Here is a 20,203-nt window from a genome sequence, read left to right as displayed (position 1 = left end):
TCTTCATCTTTGTTATCAAAGTCTTTCTATTTCTTCTACTAATTCTTTTACAGCATTATCTTTTGATATCTTCCTTATAATTTTTCCTTTTTTAAATAGTAGAAACTCTCCATCTCCGCCAGCTATTCCTATATCTGCATCTCTTGCCTCTCCTGGTCCATTTACTGAACATCCCATAATTGCCACTTTTAAATTTTTATTTATAGAAGATATTTTGGCATCTACTGCTTTAGCTACTTCAATTGAATTAACTTTACATCTTCCACAAGTAGGACATGAAACTAATTGTATACCCTCTTTTCTTATCTCTAATCCTTTAAGTATTTCTTTAGCAACAGTTACTTGTTCAATAAGATCTCCAGTAAGCGAAACTCTTACAGTATCTCCTATTCCTTCAGCTAAAAGAGTTCCTATTCCTAATGTAGACTTAATTGTTCCTTTATAAGAAGTTCCTGTTTCAGTTACCCCTATATGAAGTGGATAATCTGTCATTTTTGATATTTTTCTATAAGCGTCTATACTCATAGGAACACTAGATGATTTAACTGCAATTACAATGTTTTCAAAATTAAAAGTTTCGAAAATATTACAATAATTTAATACGCTTTCAACCATTCCATCTGCAGTTATCCCATTATATTTCTTTAATATCTCTTTTTCCATACATCCTGAATTTATTCCTATTCTTATAGGTACTTCTTTAATCTTTGCAAATTCAACTAGTTTTTTTAATTCAAGCTTATCAGCAATATTTCCAGGATTTATTCTTATTTTATCTACACCATTTTCTATACATGCTAGAGCTAATCTATAATCATAGTGAATATCAGCGACTAAAGGTATTCTTATTTCTTTTTTTATTTTTTTAATTGCATCAGCAGCTTCCTGATCTACTATAGCAACTCTTACAATTTCACAACCTGCAACCTCTAATCTTTTTATTTGATCTATTGTAGCTTTGATATCTCTAGTATCACTATAAGTCATAGCTTGAATAGTAATGGGAGCATCTCCACCTATAAAAACATCTCCTACCCTTATTTTTCTAGTAGTTCTTCTTTCCATAAAAATACTCTCTCCTAATCTAAAATATATTTTTAAATGCAAGCATATATATCTAACAGACTTAATGTAATAATTCAATTATAACAACAAGGAACCGTTCTTCTCTTTTTTACTACAAGTTCTTAATTTATAGGCTATAGGAATCATGTGCAAAACTTGAATTAATCATAAATTTGTTACTTTATAATACTTATATCTCCTCGAATACCTATCTTATCTTTGTAAACAATAACTACTCCAATTATTTCATCTATAGCTTCAGTACTATTAATGACTGTTAAAATATCGTCTTCTTTTTTAACCTTATTGCATAATGATGTAGCATATGCATCAGCTAATGCTGTATTTTTACATATTACTGTAACTGCATCTGCCTTGCCAAAACTTAGAGAATGTCCTACTGTTCCAGAAGACGTACATATTCCAACTGGCAAATATGACTTGTCTACTTGTAGCTTCAACTTAGATGAAAATGGTGAATCTCCTGCAAATATTGATATCACAATATTTGTATCACTGCTTGCATATATATCTCCACCATTTTCTAAAATTATTTCATTAATATTAAACTTACTTTTTATTTCCTCTCCTATAAGGTGTGAAAAGGTTCCTGCCACTGTAGCCATAGGGCCTACTGCAGCCTTTTCTGCTACCTCAGCCATTGTTTTTGCAATTTCTGGTGCATTATCCTTTACCTTGTAAGGAACTAGAGTACTTGCAAATATCGTATCAGTTGTTATAAAATTTTCTAAAATACCCCTTAATGCCTTAACTCTTTCATATGCGAATTCTTCCATTTCTTTCTTGTATTCATCACTTTTAACAGAAATCCAAATATCAGTCTCGAAGTAGCTAATAATAAAGGATTTAAATCCTAATTTTTTCATATCATTTCTATATAATCGTAATTCATGCATAATCTTAACCAATTACGTCAAAGTTTTAAAAACTGAGTCAGTAGGTAATAACTCTACTGGTTCTTGGATAAGAAATTCACCTTTAATTATCCATTCTTTTAAAACTTGAGCAATTTTTCTGGCTTTACTCATACTTGAAATTGGGTAAGTTTTCACATCTTTATCATTAACTTTTACTGAACCTGATTTTAATTGTTCATAATTTACTATTTGTACTCTTGGTTTCTCTCTTCTTTGTATGCCATAATCAAGTAGTACTGTATTAATATCCTTATCTCTTACAGATACAAATTTCATCATTTCTTCATTTAAAATAGGTATGGGTATACCAATTCCTACACATAAACTAACGCCATAATTTTCAATTGCCATAGCCTTAATATATTCAGTACTCATTTTTTTCAAGTCACCTACTACACTTAACGTGCAACCTTGACCTATTGGAATTGATTTATCGTTCTTTTCTTTTAATGGATTATGTTGAGTTCCATTCCATGAAACATATCCAACACTACCCCCTAAAAAGATTCTACTACCAATTCCTATAGTTCGTAATTCCGGATCATTTAATAAAGGACTTAGTTGACCTGCACTTGAATAAGTTATATTTCCATAATTAGGTTTTAATTTTCCCATGTATGTATACATTAATTTATCTGTAGAATTTATTGCTGCTGCATAATTCTGATATGCATTACGTGGATTAAAGAGAATACATTGATTTAAACTATTTTTATCTACATATGTTTCTAATCCAGGGTTTGGTTTACAATCTGTTACCCCACCTTTAGCTTTTAACGTTATCTTCTCTCCAGAAACTATGCTCTCAATTACATGAGCACCACCATATAGTTCATCTGAATCTTCTTTCATTTCTGTTACTCCTAAATAAGCATCAACAGAAGCAAGTCCACCATATGCAGGAACTCCATTTAACCAAACTTTCTTCATTTTTATTGGTGGATCTGATTGACCAAAGTTAATAAATGCACCTGATGAACACATTGGTCCAAATGTGCCTGTGGTTACAACATCAACCATTCTTGTTGCTTCCTCAATACCTTTTTCAGCAATTATATCCAAAACTTCTTCTGCTGTAAAAACAACAGCTGTTCCATTCTTTATCTTTTGATTTATCTCTGCATAAGTTTTAATTATTTTTAAAATTTGTCTCACCCCTATTAATATTATAAATTTAATTTTTTTTACTAGGAATATATTTCTCTTTTGCAAGAATATATTCATCAATATTTTGCAACTTAAAAATTTCATCTATTGGCGTAATCTTTTTTTCAACACCTTGTACTGTTCTTTCTTCAAAAATCTGTCTTGAAACCTGTCTCATTGCACTTATAGATGATCTAATATTATGATTTCCCCATATAATTAAAGATATTTTCATGTCAATAAACTTTTCAATAGGCTCTTTATAATATTTTGTAGGTACTATTATAATAGGTTTTCTATTATCCCATCTTTTCATAAACTGTTCTATTTCTGATGCATTATCTAATTTACTATGTATAAGTAACGCATCTGCACCACTATCAGCATAGGCATAAGCACGTTTTAAAGTTTCTTCCAATCCTTTCCCTACGATAAAAGATTCTACTCTTGCTACTATAACGAAATCGGGATTACTAGAAGCATCTTTTCCCGCTCTTATCTTTCCACAAAACTCTTCTATATTAGCTAACTCTTGTGTCTCGGATTCTACAAAAGAACACATTTTAGGAAAGTTTTTATCCTCTATGCATACCCCTGCAACACCAATTTGTTCTAATTTCTTAACAAAAAGTCTAAAATTATTAAAGTCGCCAAAGCCAGAATCACCATCTAATAAAATTGGAATTTGTGTACCATTAGTCATAAATTCACATATATCGCACACTTGTGTGCAACTTAATTCATTAGTATCTCTTACACCTAGTGAAGCAGACATACTAAGTCCACTAGCCCAAATACCATCAAATCCTGTTTCTTCAACAATCTTAGCTGATAAACCATTATGTGCCTCCATTATGAAGTTTGTTTTTCCATTATAAAGTAAATCTTTTAGTATCTTTGATTTATTCATATTCGTTAACCATCCTATCATTAAATATCTATTATTTACATAATTTATAATTAAATATATTTATTAAACTAACTAGCAACCCAGAAAATTCATAAAACGTTCTTTATAAAATTCACAAGTTTCTTTTGGTCTTCCTAAATCTTTAGCTGAACCTTTTAAAACCTTAATTAGAATTAAAATGGTACCTTTTTTCTCATTTTCAAACTTAATTGTTTTTTCTAAATCATCTAAAGTATTTATTCTATAAGTTCTATCATATCCACAAGCTTTAGCAACTTCATCTATCTTAGTTATTTCTGAATTACAACGTTGACCACCAGTTGAATCATAAGCCTCATTATCTAAAACAATATGCATAAAATTGTTAGGCTTATATTTTCCTACAGTAGATAAGCTACCCATCTTCATTAATACTGCACCATCGCCATCTAGTACTATTATCTTTTTATCTTCATTACTAAGAGAAACTCCAAGTGCAATTGAAGCAGCACATCCCATAGATCCAACCATATAAAAGTTATTTTCACTTTCTTTACCGTAATAATACAACTCCCTAGATATTTTTCCAGTAGTTGAAATTATAACCTCATCACCTTTTAATGAATTACTTATAGTTTCTATGGCAGCTACCCTTTGTATTGTGCCACTACTATAACCATCCTCATATTTATATGATTCTAAAAAACCTTTTTTTAGTAACAAGACTACTGAAGTATCCATGGTATTTATATAGTCACTTAATCTCTCTACTTGTTCTTCATACTGATTTTCATCTAAAAACTCATATTTTACACCTAAAGCTTTTAATAAATCTTCAGTTACAGCTCCCATTATTTCATGTTGAGGCTCATCCGGTATCCCTATTTCTCCTCTTAAGGTAACAACTATTAAAGTTTTTAGCTTAAACAGTAAATTTAAAGAAGTTAAAGGATTTATTATGTTTCCTAATCCAGAATTTTGCACCATAACAACAGGTATCCTATTGCTTAAGCTGAATCCTGCTGCTAATCCCATTGCTTCTCCTTCATTTGCTGTAGAATAATAATCATAAGTATCTTTATTGTCTAATATAAAATTTATTGCTGGTTTAAGGAATGAACATGGCACTCCCATATATGGTCCAAATCCCTTTGAATTTAATGTTTCAATAAAATACTTTGCTTTCATTTTTATCCCTCACAATTTTTTAAATGTGTATTATGTTATATGATAATTTATTTTCTAACGGTTATATGAACACTAACATTATTTATCTATAGTTGTTCCACAAACTTTTTTTCCACTTAATGCATCTGCTATTCTATTATCTTTATTTCCATTTACAATTACTGATTTAATACCCAAGTCAGCTAATTTAAGAGAAATATTAACTTTATTTAGCATACCACCCGTAATATCACTAGAATTATAATTTGAATTCCACATTTTATTTAAGTTACTTCTATTTAATGTTTTCATTACAGTAAGGTTATCATTTTCATCTTTCGATAATACTCCATCTACATCTGATGCCCAAATGACCTCTGAAGGATTTAATTGAATAGCCATTTCCTCAAGTATATGATCACTTGATAAAATGAAGTATTTTTTAAAATCATCCCATACTGTTCCTCCATGTAAAATAGGCACATAATTCTTATTAATGTAGTATGTAATTATATCCAAAAAAGAATCTACTATTTTGCCATTTTCACAAGCAAATATAGATTCAAGATCTATACTTCTTACTGGAACTCCAGATTTTAAAAGAGTATTTGCAAAATAATTATGAAACTCTTTAATATTAACTTGAATATTTCTTGCTAATGTAGAATTTTCACATGATATATAACCTTTTTCATATAAAGGAACATAGGTACGACCAAAACTACCTAATCCATGAACTAATATGAGTGGTTCATTATATTCCTTTAACTGAAGTGATATTTTTCTTATATTTTCTTCATCTATTTCACGCCATATATTTTTATGGGTCATTAGACTTCCACCAATTTTCAATAACTTCATAGTATACCTCCAAAACAAATAAAACCCTTTATTGAATTGATTTTTTTCCCATAATTATAGACTTTTTAATTATCTCTTTACGAAGATACATTTTGTCCATTGTTCCTACACCATTCTTAAATTCTATGTTAAGTAATTTATTTAGTTTCTTTTTACAGTCATTATTATGAGTTACAATATAACTTTTACCATCACTAATGCTAATAAGATTTAACATCCAGTCTTCACCTAAATTACGTAGAGTTTTTTCAATAATGTCTAAATTATTCTGTAATATATTTAATCCTTTCCAGACTACTAATTGTCCAAATACACTAGGTAAATAATCTGTAGGTTCCATAGTCTTGACATCATTGTTAATAGCAATTTCCAAATTGGATTCAATTCTTTTTTGACATTCAGAAAAATATTTTAACGGCCAATCCTCTGGCAAATTTGCTATTTCGGCAAGAGTTTTGTAAGCACTAATATCGCGCTCAGTTGTAATATTCGATTCGAAATTAAGAGTATTATCTAAAATTCCAGTTGCAATTAACCGTGCACTATCATAACTAATCTTAGAAAGTAAATTGTTAAATTTATACTTTTCAAAAACTAACGTGCAAGCAGAACCAATAAATTCAATATTAGCTTTTTTACCAAGTTTTTCTTCCCAATATTCTTCAAATCCCACATGGTGATCAATAATTTCTACAATCTTTTTTTCTACAACAATAGGATCAAAAAATTTGTTATTTGAAACATCAATTAGTATAAACTCATCCTTGTCTTTTGGTTCATACTCATTAAGTTTTAAATCCCATCCTTGTATAGTTGGTGTAATACTTTCATTTAGTGGAGAACTACTAACAGCTTTAGCCTCATATCCTTGTAATCTAAGTAATTCCGTATAGGCAATACACCCACCATAAGCATCTATATCCATATAAGAAGATCCAGAAGTAACTACTTTAACTACTTTTTTTGAATCATTTTTAATAAACGAATTCAAATTATCATTGTCTATATCCATATATACTTTAGCTCCTCTATTATTTAAAACCATAAATAGTAAATTAAACTCAATAATCTTAAAAATAAAAAACAGACATTTTGCATTTTTATCAATAGTTCACCTAATATAACTATGTCTGAAACTTTTATACTTAATTCTTTAAATTTTTTATTGAAATTGACGTATATAAAAAAACTTTAATAAGCATTTATTATATACTTGTAAAATTATTTAAGTTGTTGTGCACAATTATAGTTTTTATTTTATAAATTTAATTTTCCTATTGTACTTTTTCAATAAACATTTCTTCAAGACGAATAAGTTGATTATATCTTGAAGTACGATCTCCTCTTCTTGGTCCACCAAGTTTTATAAATTTTACTCCAAGAGCAACAGCAAGATCACACATAAAGGAATCCTCAGTTTCTAATGATCTATGCGATACACATAAAGTCATTCCCTGTGATTTAGATTTCTCAACTGCACGTAAAGTTGCTGAAAGTGTACCTGCTTGATTCATCTTAAGTAATATCCCATCTGCTAGAGAAATATCTATATACTTAGAGTTTGTAGCGAATAAGTCATCACCAACTATAATTACTTTAGAATCTAATCTCTTCCTGAGATCTCTCCATGCATCCTCTTCATCTAGATCAAAAGGATCTTCAAGATATACTATTGGATACTTTTTGCACATATTTATATACTCTTCAATAATATCTGTTGCCATTTGTTTCTTACCAAAAATATTATATTTTCCATCTTCTTCTCTAAGGTGTTCTGCTGCTACATCTACAGCTATCCCTACTAAGTCAATATATCCAAGATCATGTATTGTCTTAGTAACTATTTCAAACATTTCATCCATACCAATTTCATTAGCAATCATACCACTTGATGATGAATATCCATTTAAAAGTTTTCTTTTTTTTAGTAAATCTTCAATATATTTGTATATTTTTTTTGTAGCTAAAAGAGCTTCGTCAAGAACTGAAATATTTACTGCTAACATAATTTGTTGAAATGGTAAATTGCCTTCACTATTATGAATTCCTCCAGAAAAAACCGCAACAAGAGGATATGGCATTTTTATGGTTGTTTTTGCTAACTTAGAAATATATGATACTAAATTACAAGAAGAACTTGAAGCAGCGGCTCTAGCAAATGCTAATGAAAGAGCTAAACAAACATCAGATCCTAGTATATTAGCCCACGATTCCAATTTTGAGTCAAACCCTTCTTGGCTTATAAAAGAGCAGCCTTTAAATTCTTGAACTTTAATATTTAAATCTGAAATAATACTAGATTTTTCAGAATCTAACCCAAAAGTTCTTGTTGTTTCCCTTCTTCCTGGTAAAATTGCCACTGGCGCAGAAGCTCTCCCAAAATTTCCACCCAAAAGCATAACTTCAGCTTCTACTGCAATTCCACCTCCAGAGTTAAGTATTTCTCTTATCTTGATTCCACTAATATTATATTTCATACATTCCATCCTTTCTGTAATTTACCAATAATGGAATCAATTCAATGGCCTTTTCCATATGTAGTCCACCATTTAAAGCAAATCTCTCTGCAAAGCGATTTGCTCCATCATGACCAATAATCGATCCACTAACTAGTATAGGTACCTTATCAGTTGAGTGAATTCCTAATTCACATGGAGTAGCATGATCACATGTCACCACTACAATATCATTTTCATCAATATGACTTATAAGTGGAGCGAAGAAATTCTTGTCTATTAATTCAATTGCTTTAACTTTTTCCTCAGGCCTATTGTCATGTCCTGGCTCATCTGGGCCTTTTAAATGTACAAATATAACATCTGTTTCTTTCTTGTTAACCTTAATTTCTAATTCCTTTAAAAATTCACTCTCAGACTGTGACTTTTCAGCTTTAGAATAGAAAAACTCTCCTCCTATTAATCTTGCTAATCCACATTCTGCTGGAATCTGACCATATAAAGCTACTTTGCATCCATACTTTTGAAAAAATGAAGGAAGTGATTGAGGATTTTCTCCTCCATCTCTAACAAGTAAAAGATTAGCAGGTAACCTATTTTCAATAACTCGCTTAAGATTTATAGGATGTTCTTTTAATACTTTATGAGATCTTTCTATAAAAGCATTAACAATGTTAGCAGTATTTTGAGCACCTTCATCATCTATCAAAGGAGTACATTTTAGTGGTATAGGCGTATAATTTAGTACAGGAACACCGAATGGACCTACATTCTTAAATCCTGGATCTGTATTTGATACAAGACCAGAAAGTTGCAACCCATTACCAGAAAAGCATAAAATTCCGCGATGATGTCCAAAAGCAAGTAACTTGAAAGTAACATCTCCGAAGTCACTTAAATCTACTTCCTTACATATAGCATCAGCCAATATCTGAAGCTCGTTATCCTCTAAATCGCGAGATGTTCTTCGATCAAGTTTATTATTTATATTATCAAAACTTGCAAAATTCACGCGAAAAGCTATAGAAGATTTACTATTATCCAAAAATCCTGTTCCAAGCCCTTCCAATGGACCTCTCCCAGTATAGTATTTCATAGGATCATATGAAAGTAGTGCCATTGATCCTGAGTCCGATTCTGGACATATATTATCATCTATAACTGTTATCATTGTTTGTTTACCTTTAGAAGCAAGCTTATCCAAGTTAGGTGTGCAAGCTTTTTCTAAAGGTGTTTTTTTCCCTAATATATCTATAGGCCTATCTGCCGCTCCATCTAAGACAATAATATATATTTTATTCATAATTACCTCCAAACATTTATATTACTATAAACAATATATTTACTACTAAAATATTTTCAGCCTTATCCTATTTTTAAAAATTTAGAGCACGTATTCTTTCATCTATGCCTAATTCTTTTATAATTCTAGCAGTTGATGGATATACCATTTGTTCCCAAGGTGCACTTTGTATAATAGCATTTCTAACTTTAGTCGCTGAAATTCCTTTATCTTTACTTTTCCATAAAACATATGTTTTAAGATTTAAATTTTTAAGTCTTTTTAATTTTTCCTCTCCCCAACTATCATAGATTGTTAAAAAATATATTGCATCTTGTGGCGCATAATACTCTATTCTCTCTGGGAAACCTATTGGAAATGGAGTAATAACAAACTCTGAGCAAGGTATGCCAGCCTCAACTAAAGCATTTTCAATCATGATCATCCTCTCGTAATACGTACAAGGATTTGTTGTAGACTTCCCACGGTTTTCATCACAACTCTCAGCAGGAGACTGCCATGGATCAGGCGACGTAATCCCTATTATAAGTTTCTTGCAATGTTTTTTTGCTTCTAAAATATATTTCATATGATCTAAATGTAAAACTTGAAATCTTCCATTAACTAATCCTATATCTACTTGTTCCATAAACATACTCCTCTATAATTTATTTATACATTTAAACGCTTACATGATTATGAAATCATTTATCTATATATTACTGAAAACTAACGCAATGTTTTTTTATTTAAGAGTTTAGATACTCCCTCTCCAATAATCTTAGCAGCCTCATCAATTTCTTCTTCAGTAGTAAATCTTCCCACTCCAAATCGAACTGAACTATGTATACGTTCATGTTCTAATTTCATTGCCTCAAGTACATGAGATATCTTTCCTGTTCCACTAGAACAAGCTGATCCAGTAGAAAATGAAATTCCCTTTGTTACAGAAAAAAGTGATAATGCCGACACACCTAGAAAAGAAACATTAAGATTAGAAACAATTCTATTCTCAATAGAACCGTTAACTTTAATATCTTGAATCTGTTCTCTTAATTTATTTAATAGCCTATCCCTAAGTTTTCTTACATGTTCTCTTTCTTGTGCTCCACTAGAATAAACTAGTTCAGCAGCTTTCCCTAAGCCTACTACCCCTGGAACATTAATTGTTCCAGCTCTAAGCCCTCCTTGTTGTACTCCACCACAAATTTGTCCAGTGATATTAACTGGATTTGTTGATAGTCTGACATAAAGAGCTCCAACACCTTTAGGTCCATAGAATTTATGTGCTGAAATAGTTGCTAAATCAACTCCTAATTGATCTACATTAAATTCCATAGACGTAATAGCTTGGGTTGCATCTGTATGAAAAAGTGCACCATATTCATGTGCTATACTAGCAATTTCCTTAATTGGCTGAATAGTTCCTACCTCATTATTACCGAGTATAACAGATACTAATACAGTATCTTTTCTCATCTCTCTAAGAATATCATTAGGATTTACTCTTCCTTCATGATTAACCCCTACATAAGTTACTTCCACACCTTCACGTTCCATTTTTCTACAAGTTTCAATGACTGATGGATGTTCTATTTTGGTAGTAATAATATGTTTTTTTCTTTTATGAGGTAATGCATCTATAACACCACAAATTGCTAAGTTATTTGATTCTGTAGCTCCCGAAGTAAAAATAATATTATTTGATGATGATGATCCTAAAAGAGTTGCAACTTGTTCTCTAGCATTATCTACAGCATCTTCTGCTAACAATCCGTATTCATGAGACGTACTAGATGGATTTCCATAATATTTATTGTAGTACATAGACATACTTTCTATAACTTTGGGATCTACAATAGTCGTTGAATTATTATCTAAATAAATATTTAATTTATTTTTCATTGAGGACTCCCCTCCTAACTTATATTCTGCATGAATAAATCTATTTTTTAATATGTATTTATCTGCATTATTATTGAGTAGTGATTTTATATAATTAACATATAGTTCTTATTGATACATAAGGCGTGTTACATAATGTATATGAATTTCACGCCAAATATAATTTCTAATCATTTAACTACTATGTTTTTTGTATCATTTACAATACCAATTTTTTTGAAGCCATATGATTCTAATTTACTAACTTTTTCTTCATTAACTGAAACTAAAACTGCTCCATTAGTTTGTGGATCCACTAAAGCTAATTCTGATATACTTGAAATGTTTAATTTTACTTTATGTTTTCTTTTTGTATACTCTAGATTGTCTAAAATAAATGATGTTTTAATACCAATATGTGATAACTGAGAAATTGAACTTAAAATTGGTACCTCTGATAAAAAAATATCGGCTCCATGCTCAGAACCTAACATTTCTGATAAATGCCCTAACAAACCAAATCCAGTAACATCCGTAAGGGCATGTACACTAACTGAAAAAGCTGCTTGAGCTGCTTCTTTATTTGATGTTGTCATAATAGAAATACTCTCTTCAAGAGCCTCTTCTCCTAACATTCCATGGAAAACTGCACGTAGTGCTATTCCAGTACCAATAGGCTTAGACACCATTAAAACATCTCCTGACTCACAGCTACATTTAGCGATATAACCAGATTCAGGAGCCTTTCCTAAAACTGAAAGCCCAACAAGAGATTCCTCACTCTTTATTGTATGCCCCCCACTAACTTCTACACCTTCACTTTTACATGCACTAAAAACTCCGCCTAATACAGCTTGAGCTTGTAAGTTAGAGTCAGTCTTTGATATCACAAATGTAACCAATGCATGAGTGGGTATACCTCCCATTACATAAATATCACTTAATGCATGAAGTGCAGCAATTTTTCCAGCAATATATCCATCTACTCCCACAAGAGGGCCAATATCTGTACTTAAAAGTAATGTCTTATCATCAATTTGTACAACAGCAGCATCTTCTGGATTTTCCGCAGTAGTTACAGGTTCAAAATCGCCCGCAATTAAATGTGCACCATTTACAAGCCTAATTAGATCACTTCCTGAAACTTTTGCCAAACATCCACCTCTCTCACACATAGATATTGGAACAGTTTTACTATTTTGATTATTTTGATTATTTAAATTATTATTCATTATTACACCCTCTAACTTAACTACTTTATTAAAATTAATCTTCGTATAACAATAAGTTATACATCTGATTTCATATAAAAATATATCATATTCATGTATAAATTTCAACATTTTTCAATAAATTTCAATAAATTTCAATAATCACAATTTTACACAATAAAATTGAAATTTATACCTATTTATATATAAAACTTGATTTGCCTAATTCTCTAAAGTCACTAATGGTCTCAATCTATCATCATCAATTCGGGGTATCTTCTCTATATGCTGATTATAATGCTCATTATGGTACTGGTAAAAGTGCTTCCATATATAGACATGGAAGTGGTCAATTTTCAACATTTTATACTAAAGTTATAAATACTAATGCTACGAATGCATTAATTGCATTTAGAAATCCTCCTTACCATGTTTTTAGCTTTTTATGTTTTTATGTTCTTATACCCTTAAAGCATTGATATAACTAACATTAAACCTCCTAGGGATAAATAGCATTTTATAAATATATATATTTAATTTTTTCAAATATAGTTCTTACTTAAATTTCGGCTATAACCTTTTGATTAGTTGGAAAAATTCTATAATATTAAGCTTTCCTATTACGCCTTAAATCAATTGTATGTAACAGATTTAAAAACTGTCTATGATTATGTATTTTATAATATCCTAGATAATATTATAATTTAAGCCAATGATAACTTAATATCATTGGCTTAATTTTAGTCTTATAAATCTATTCCAGGATTTGTAGTAATATCATCTGCAAAGATAGCTATACCATCTACTTTTGTACCTTGCTCTACTCTAGGTTGAGTAGATGGATTAGCTGGATAAGTAGTACCATCATATTTGACCCATGCATAGAAACTTTCTATACCGCCTCCAGCTACATACATAATTATATCCCTATAACCATTTGTCTTAGTATCGCTGATAATAACTGGGTTTCTTACAAGGGAAAATCTTGATAATAATTTATTTTCACCATTTTTCTGTTCAAAAATAGCACCACTGCAGCCACCGGTACCGCAAACATACGGGCCTACCAGATAGACGAAAACTTCAGGATTTCCATCTTCATTCAGGTCTACTTTATTATAATAATACTTTACATTGCCACCCATTTCTTTTAAATTGAATTCCTCTTCTATGGCCTGTTCAAGTTTCACATCCCTATCAGTTTCAGAAGTAATAAATTCTACTGACGAAAAATCTATGCCGAACTTTTCGCCATAAAGGCTAACTTGAAGTAGCTGATTTTTTAAGTGAAGCAATTCCTCTTTTGAGGGATAAGGATATTCAAAGGCCAAAGCCCTATCAATTGATTTCAAAGCACCTGTAGTATCACCTGTTTTTATTTGGGCATCAGCTAGATAGTACCAGTAGGTAGTTGAATCCTTCTCTTTTAAAAGATTTTCATAATAATTAACTACCTTTTTAAAATACTCAGGATATGCATCTGGCGCTAATAAAAACTTGCCATCCACCCACCTATATATCTCTACCTTATAAGCATCTCCAGTATCATGTATCCACAGAGCTAACTCGTACAATCCATCTTTACCTTCCGTACCTTCTACATCTATCTTGCTAAAATATTTGTTTCCGTCAATCAAATCACTTATTCCTGTTCCCGTCCATTCATAGACACTAAGATCGGACCAAATTGCCCCAACCTGCCATCCTACTATTAAGTTATTCATTTTTCTATCTGTTATTGGGGCAGTGCCCAAGTAAGTTATATTGTAGCCCTTGCCTTTGATAGTATCTGCCACATGCCAGCTATTATTATAGTATTTTAGTACAATAATATAGTTTTCTCCTTTCCAATAATAAGCAACAATTAATTCTAATACTCCATCTCCATCCAAATCTACGGTTATAACTGCTGGTACTTTGTAAGGGCTTTCTAGCATGATCATTTCAGCCCCTGGTGGCAAAAATTCTTTTATAGTATCTTGCATATATACACTATGCCACATATAATAACATTCCTTTATCTTTGCTCTATAGTTAGTATATGCAGGTATTTTTAATAGGTGTAGTACATTTATATACCACATAGTTAATGAAAAACCAAATGTTAATGTATTAGAGTTACTAAGGTACACTTAAAACACATATTTAATATACATTAGGTAAGAAATAAAAATCTTTATTTTTATCAAATAAACTGTCTCTTTTTAATTTATCAAATAAACCTTTTATGGTATCATCTTCTTCAAAGTTATATGCGAAAACATTAAGAATCTTGTTCTCATTACTAGACTGAAGGTCCTCATATAAACTGTCTGATACAACAATTTGACTGTTAAATAATCCTGTTACCAGTATTTTTTTATAGCCTATGCCTATAACGTCTAATTCAATATCATCAACTTTAAATTTTTTAACTTCCTTTAACTCTTTCCTATATTTAAAGTTTTTTAATCCATCATATTTTGGTATTATTAAGGTTTCATTTTCTTTTAATTTAACTTCTTTAAATCCTAGAACTTTAGATAATTTGTTATACTCAGAATTTTTAATAACTACACTATTATCTTTGGTATTAAGTAATTGAAACTTTATCTGTTCATATTTATAATTATTATCTTTTAATAAATTTTCTATTGTCATCAGTTGTTCTTGTTCCTTTTCATTTCCTTCAGCAGATATATATGTGCAAGAATACGGGAAATTATCACTTATGATAAATTCCTTAAATACAAATCCTCCTGCTAAAATCACTATAACTAGTAGACAGATTAATATTATTTTTGATTTGCTAAATTTCATTTTAACCACTCCTCTTTATAAAACATCATTACAATTAGTACTTCTTAACTGCTACTTTAATATAAACTCCGTTATTGCTAATATCCATAGATGTAATGGATAAAACACATAAAATAAATATTTGCTAAACTTATTGTTTAAACCTCTCTCACCATTATATAAAAGTATAAATGGAACTACTAATATAAATAGAAAATCTGAATTAAACATTATTTGCATTATTGTAAGATTAATATCTCCAGGATATATTTGAATGCCAGAAAAGGCTAACGGAATGAATAATATAATATATCCAATTATTTGATTTTTAAGATTTCCTCTAAAGAAATATGTTATTAATATAAATGGAATAATAACAATACCACCTTCAGTAAACATACTTAAGGGAGTTAGTATTATTGCACCTAAAATTAATAATAATTTTTTTCTGCTATCCTTACCCTTGCTATATTCTATTAGATTTATAATAGTTAGACCAATGAATAAAGTCATAAATATATTATTATGAACTGAGACTCCTTTGGATTCAAGGGCTAGATTAAGTATTCTATTTCCAGCCTCCATAAATATGGCCCATCCAAATAGTCTTATATTATAATTTAATCTACTTCTAGTATGATAAAACCCTTCTATCATCAAAAAAGCAAATATTGGTGCTACCACCCTTGATAATGGATGAAACCATAGTGGGAATATATTACTAAACGTAAAATATAGATGATCCATTAACATAAGTATTAATGCAATAATTTTAAGTTGAAAACTATTCATTTTTTTCATGTTCTAGCCTCCTAGTATTGTTTATGATTTTATTATATGCGATTAAATAAAATCCCGAGTATTTAATTACATTACATTAATCTTACTATTTTGAAAGATAAAACTTCTTATATTATCCTAAATAGAAGTAATGGTCTTCCTTTAAATTCAGTTAAAGGATGTATAGCATATAAAGAATGGGGTGGTTTAAAGCACACTATTAGATTTCTATATATAAAAGTGTATTGAAGGAATTTTTAGTAAATGAACAGGAATGGTATAGCCTTGGTGCTTTTATGACAAATCCTACTGAAAGTGGACTAGGACTTTTCATAAAAAACAATGGCATGAGAATTATAAACAAGACATAATATTATATAAATGTGTAAAGTCCTTGTAATTACAAATGTATATTCTCATGGGGAACTATAAATCATAGAATTAAGTAAAATAAAATATAATTTATTTTACAATATAACTAAAGGATTATATTTACAATTACATGTCAATAGAGTACAATTTTATTATCCCAATTTTATAAAACCGTAGGAGATGGCTGCGGTGGTTTTGTTCATTTTACCCACCTGGGCTAGTGGTAATTAATTTTACTAAAGCTTAGAAGGTGGTGGTACTGTTATGCGAGAAATGATTTTTATAGGAATTACATTATTAATCCTAATAAAATTAATATTAAAACATAATAAAGATTTTAATTATATAAAAATTAAACTTAAATTTATTGGTGTTGATATAGAGATTCAAAGCAAAGAAAAAAAGAACCCATCTTAACCGCGTTCTTTTTTTCTTAATTAAATACCTATTTAATTTTTCAGTAGCCCGAAACAAAAATAAATGTTCAGGAGAGATTAGTGTTAGCAGCACTAATCTTTTTCTTATCTATATTATATCAAATATTTATAAAAAATAAACATTAAATTATAAAAATCAAATATTTATATTTTTACATTTAATGTATATAATAAAGATTAGGTGTCTATAATTTATTTGAGTTCACTCTCAGCTATGTGCTTAAACAAAAGAAAAAAAACTCCTACCTGTATACTTAATATACAAGTAGGAGTTCTGCTTTTCCAAAATAATAATATATTTAAATTATTTTTGTATGCAGTAATTAATTTTTAAATATCACTCCATAATTCTTTTGCTGGTATTGATACTTGCCCTATTCGAAAGTCTATTTTTTCAGCTCCATTAACTGTAATAAAATAATAGCTAATAAACCTCCTATTGGTGTTAGTGTTATTTTGACACCTACCAATGGAACTACAATTTCCTCACTACCCTCTAAAATCTTCTATAACTTACCTATAAATCTTAGCATATTCTTACAAGTCTCATATCTATCCTTACCAGTTATAAAATTTTGTGGCTTAAGATAGCTTGTATACATTCCAATACTACCTCCAACTCCATAAACTGTTCCTACATTTCTAAAATCAAAATTTCTATCTGAACTTATAATAGGATGTCCATAGTAATCAGACATATATTCTGCAGCTCTCTTATCAATATCATTACTGTATACTATAATTCCTGAAAGATACCTTGTCTGGATAACTCCTTCCTCTATAGTATTGTTTCCTTCAATAATAGTGTTTTGATTTTCTGTGTTCATATTATCTTCCTCCTTAAAATTTGATTATTTATTACTCATTTAATATATATGCATTAATCTTATTTATTGGAAAATATTAATTTTATCTTTCTAGGTTATGTAGAAACTTTTTTTCTTAATCCTTTAAATATAATATTTACTGATTGATATGAAGTAAATCTAAAGTGCAAATAATTATCTTAATAACTACTTCACCACCCATAGCAAGTATAGACTCATCAATCAATACAAATATTGTTGCATTTAATAACACATATTATGATACAAATAATATTACATAATACGTTACAAAAATTGTTACAAATAAATTACATAAATAACCCTGGCTACGATTTGATTTATATTACACCGTATAAGGAGTATATAAATTCATTACTTGGTATTATACTATTTTTTATAATCAAATTACATTTAATTTATCTTAAACCTATGTTTCTCTAGGAGACCTAAACCTTGTAATACCAATAGATTAAACTCCCAAGAACATAAAAACATAAAAACATATGAAAGGAATTTAAAAATTAAAAGATAAATTTCCAACTTTTACTTGACTGAAACTAAAGAAAATACATATTGACTATGATGTAACAACACAGTATATAATTATACTAATAATAACTGTGATAGGAGAAAATTAATGAAGTTTTTTATGAAAGAAGAAAATGTAAATCAATATATAGAAATGACAAAGGAGTATGATCCAACATCTATAGTTAATAAAGTAAAAAAATATCTCCCTAAAGGTTCAACACTATTAGAGCTTGGTATGGGTGAAGGCAGAGATTTAGAATTATTGTCTAAAGAGTATAAAGTGGTAGGCTCTGATAATTCAGAAGTATTTATAAACAAATATAAGAAAAAAAATAAAGGTATAGAGGTTCTTCCTATAGATGCTACCATGATGAATACAGAAAGAAAATTTGATTGTATATATTCAAATAAAGTTCTTCATCACCTAACAAAGAAAGATTTTATAAAATCTCTTAAACTACAAAAGAATAATTTAAATAATAAAGGAATAATATTTATGACTCTATGGAATGGTGAATATAGAGAAGAAATTATGTTTGATGGTGAAATACGATTTACTTATTATTTAGAAAATGATATAAGAGAGATTGTAAAAAATGACTACGATATAGTTACTATAGAAACTTATAATGAATTTGAAGAACATGAAAATGATTCATTATTAGTAATTTTAAGAAAGAGATAATATATGAGAACAAAACTAATAAAAGGTGAATTATCAAAGCTTTTAAACATAACTAAAGCAACTATCAGGTACTATGAAGATAAAAAGGTTATATCAGCATCTAAAGATGAAAATGGATATAATCTATATGATTGGGAAGATTTAGAGAATATAAGTAATATTCTATTCTTAAAAGATTTAGGTGTAAGTATAGAGGATGTTAAAAAATATAAAGAAGATGAAAAAGATATTAAGACTTTACTAGAAGATAAAAGATATACCATAGATAATGAAATATATAAATTAAAAAACATTAGAAGTAGGCTAGATACTATACTTAATCTAGGTTGTAGTGAAAATATAGTATTAAATACTGTACAAATAAAACAAATCCAAGAAAGACAATACCTTACTTTCAAAAAATCAAAATATAATAGTATAAAAGAATTTTATGATAATGCGTATAGATTATACGCTGAAATAAGTTCGTGTAGTCAATCTTTTATATTACTCCATAAAGATTATGATCATAAAAAACATTCTTTTGAAAATAGCAAAATGCTTTTACCTTATATAGATAATGTAGTACAAAATAATTTATGTGAGATACTTATTCCAAAGTCTAATTATATTATAATTAAGTATGTATATAAAAATTTAAAAGATTTTGAATGTGCTTATGAAAAAATTGTAGATTATGCTGAATCTAATAATTTAAAGATTGATAAGTCTTGTTTTATAGAAATAGAATATAAAGATTACAGTATTTTGTACAAGGAAAAGATGTATGAATTACAATTTCAAATATTTTAATTGACATTAACGTGAATAAAAATATTTGCGTCCCAATTGCATATTGAGATACTATTTTTTACATTATATCAATAAGTAACACTATACATGAGCCAATGATAT

Annotated in this window: 20 protein-coding genes; 4 read left to right on the top strand and 16 right to left on the bottom strand. The window is 29.1% G+C overall.

Annotated features, from left to right (window positions below):
- Window positions 1-15: 15 nt before the first annotated feature.
- The 12 genes from ispG to selD form a co-directional block, all read right to left on the bottom strand.
- Window positions 16-1,065: a flavodoxin-dependent (E)-4-hydroxy-3-methylbut-2-enyl-diphosphate synthase gene (gene ispG, locus B3630_RS11945; protein ID WP_346898436.1), complete on the bottom strand. Its 1,050-nt coding sequence runs from the start codon at window positions 1,063-1,065 to the stop codon at window positions 16-18.
- 176 nt (window positions 1,066-1,241) lie between these two features.
- On the bottom strand, window positions 1,242-1,952 hold the full coding sequence (locus B3630_RS11940) for a UPF0280 family protein (protein WP_346898434.1): 711 nt from the start codon (window positions 1,950-1,952) through the stop codon (window positions 1,242-1,244).
- 42 nt (window positions 1,953-1,994) lie between these two features.
- On the bottom strand, window positions 1,995-3,158 hold the full coding sequence (locus B3630_RS11935; protein ID WP_346898432.1) for a homocysteine biosynthesis protein: 1,164 nt from the start codon (window positions 3,156-3,158) through the stop codon (window positions 1,995-1,997).
- Between the two features lie 19 nt (window positions 3,159-3,177).
- Window positions 3,178-4,059, bottom strand: a complete 882-nt coding sequence (gene aepX / locus B3630_RS11930) for a phosphoenolpyruvate mutase (protein ID WP_346898430.1) — start codon at window positions 4,057-4,059, stop codon at window positions 3,178-3,180.
- 72 nt (window positions 4,060-4,131) lie between these two features.
- Window positions 4,132-5,226, bottom strand: a complete 1,095-nt coding sequence (gene aepY, locus B3630_RS11925) for a phosphonopyruvate decarboxylase (protein ID WP_346898428.1) — start codon at window positions 5,224-5,226, stop codon at window positions 4,132-4,134.
- Window positions 5,227-5,304: 78 nt separating this feature from the next.
- Window positions 5,305-6,066, bottom strand: a complete 762-nt coding sequence (locus B3630_RS11920; protein WP_346898426.1) for an isopentenyl phosphate kinase — start codon at window positions 6,064-6,066, stop codon at window positions 5,305-5,307.
- 28 nt (window positions 6,067-6,094) lie between these two features.
- The gene (locus B3630_RS11915; RefSeq protein WP_346898424.1) at window positions 6,095-7,078 is read right to left on the bottom strand and encodes a DHH family phosphoesterase; all 984 of its coding nucleotides are present in this window, start codon (window positions 7,076-7,078) and stop codon (window positions 6,095-6,097) included.
- Between the two features lie 262 nt (window positions 7,079-7,340).
- Window positions 7,341-8,543, bottom strand: a complete 1,203-nt coding sequence (locus tag B3630_RS11910) for a hypothetical protein (protein ID WP_346898422.1) — start codon at window positions 8,541-8,543, stop codon at window positions 7,341-7,343.
- A complete protein-coding gene (locus B3630_RS11905) occupies window positions 8,533-9,825 on the bottom strand; it encodes a CMP-5'-phosphonoformate--3-phosphoglycerate phosphonoformyl transferase (RefSeq protein ID WP_346898420.1) in 1,293 nt (430 codons plus the stop codon). Before B3630_RS11905 ends, B3630_RS11910 begins: the two co-directional genes overlap by 11 nt.
- Before the next feature lie 73 nt (window positions 9,826-9,898).
- Window positions 9,899-10,453: an adenylyltransferase/cytidyltransferase family protein gene (locus B3630_RS11900; RefSeq protein WP_346898418.1), complete on the bottom strand. Its 555-nt coding sequence runs from the start codon at window positions 10,451-10,453 to the stop codon at window positions 9,899-9,901.
- An 80-nt stretch (window positions 10,454-10,533) separates the two neighbouring features.
- Window positions 10,534-11,709 carry a cysteine desulfurase family protein gene (locus tag B3630_RS11895; RefSeq protein ID WP_346898416.1) on the bottom strand — a complete coding sequence of 392 codons (1,176 nt, stop codon included), beginning with the start codon at window positions 11,707-11,709 and terminating at the stop codon, window positions 10,534-10,536.
- A 170-nt stretch (window positions 11,710-11,879) separates the two neighbouring features.
- A complete protein-coding gene (gene selD / locus B3630_RS11890) occupies window positions 11,880-12,920 on the bottom strand; it encodes a selenide, water dikinase SelD (RefSeq protein WP_346898414.1) in 1,041 nt (346 codons plus the stop codon).
- Window positions 12,921-13,141: 221 nt separating this feature from the next.
- Here selD and B3630_RS11885 point away from each other — a divergent pair, with 221 nt between their 5' ends.
- Entirely contained in the window at window positions 13,142-13,378 is a 237-nt protein-coding gene (locus B3630_RS11885; protein ID WP_346898412.1) for a Tn3 family transposase, read from the top strand.
- 267 nt (window positions 13,379-13,645) lie between these two features.
- On the opposite strand, the gene B3630_RS11880 is transcribed toward B3630_RS11885, so the two are convergent.
- The 3 genes from B3630_RS11880 to B3630_RS11870 all read right to left on the bottom strand — a co-directional run bounded on the left by B3630_RS11880 (window position 13,646) and on the right by B3630_RS11870 (window position 16,478).
- Window positions 13,646-14,902 (bottom strand): hypothetical protein, encoded by a 1,257-nt coding sequence (locus tag B3630_RS11880; protein WP_346898410.1) that lies wholly within the window; start codon window positions 14,900-14,902, stop codon window positions 13,646-13,648.
- A 142-nt stretch (window positions 14,903-15,044) separates the two neighbouring features.
- Complete coding sequence (locus B3630_RS11875) at window positions 15,045-15,698, bottom strand: hypothetical protein (protein ID WP_346898408.1); 654 nt, start codon at window positions 15,696-15,698, stop codon at window positions 15,045-15,047.
- A gap of 51 nt (window positions 15,699-15,749) precedes the next feature.
- Window positions 15,750-16,478 (bottom strand): TraX family protein, encoded by a 729-nt coding sequence (locus B3630_RS11870; RefSeq protein ID WP_346898406.1) that lies wholly within the window; start codon window positions 16,476-16,478, stop codon window positions 15,750-15,752.
- Window positions 16,479-17,093: 615 nt separating this feature from the next.
- On the opposite strand from B3630_RS11870, the gene B3630_RS11865 reads away from it, so the two are divergent.
- Window positions 17,094-17,246, top strand: coding sequence for a hypothetical protein (locus tag B3630_RS11865; protein WP_346898404.1), 153 nt, complete (start codon window positions 17,094-17,096; stop codon window positions 17,244-17,246).
- A gap of 526 nt (window positions 17,247-17,772) precedes the next feature.
- Here the strand turns inward: B3630_RS11865 and B3630_RS11860 are convergent.
- On the bottom strand, window positions 17,773-18,093 hold the full coding sequence (locus B3630_RS11860; RefSeq protein WP_346898402.1) for a hypothetical protein: 321 nt from the start codon (window positions 18,091-18,093) through the stop codon (window positions 17,773-17,775).
- A 637-nt stretch (window positions 18,094-18,730) separates the two neighbouring features.
- Here B3630_RS11860 and B3630_RS11855 point away from each other — a divergent pair.
- Entirely contained in the window at window positions 18,731-19,309 is a 579-nt protein-coding gene (locus B3630_RS11855; protein WP_346898400.1) for a class I SAM-dependent methyltransferase, read from the top strand.
- 3 nt (window positions 19,310-19,312) lie between these two features.
- The gene (locus B3630_RS11850) at window positions 19,313-20,101 is read left to right on the top strand and encodes a MerR family transcriptional regulator (RefSeq protein WP_346898398.1); all 789 of its coding nucleotides are present in this window, start codon (window positions 19,313-19,315) and stop codon (window positions 20,099-20,101) included.
- Window positions 20,102-20,203 lie beyond the last annotated feature (102 nt).

Origin of the sequence: Clostridium sp. UBA7503 (assembly GCF_002477055.1) — a bacterium.
Classification (GTDB): domain Bacteria; phylum Bacillota; class Clostridia; order Clostridiales; family Clostridiaceae; genus Clostridium_J; species Clostridium_J sulfidigenes.
This window is presented reverse-complemented; position numbering and strand designations above follow the sequence as displayed.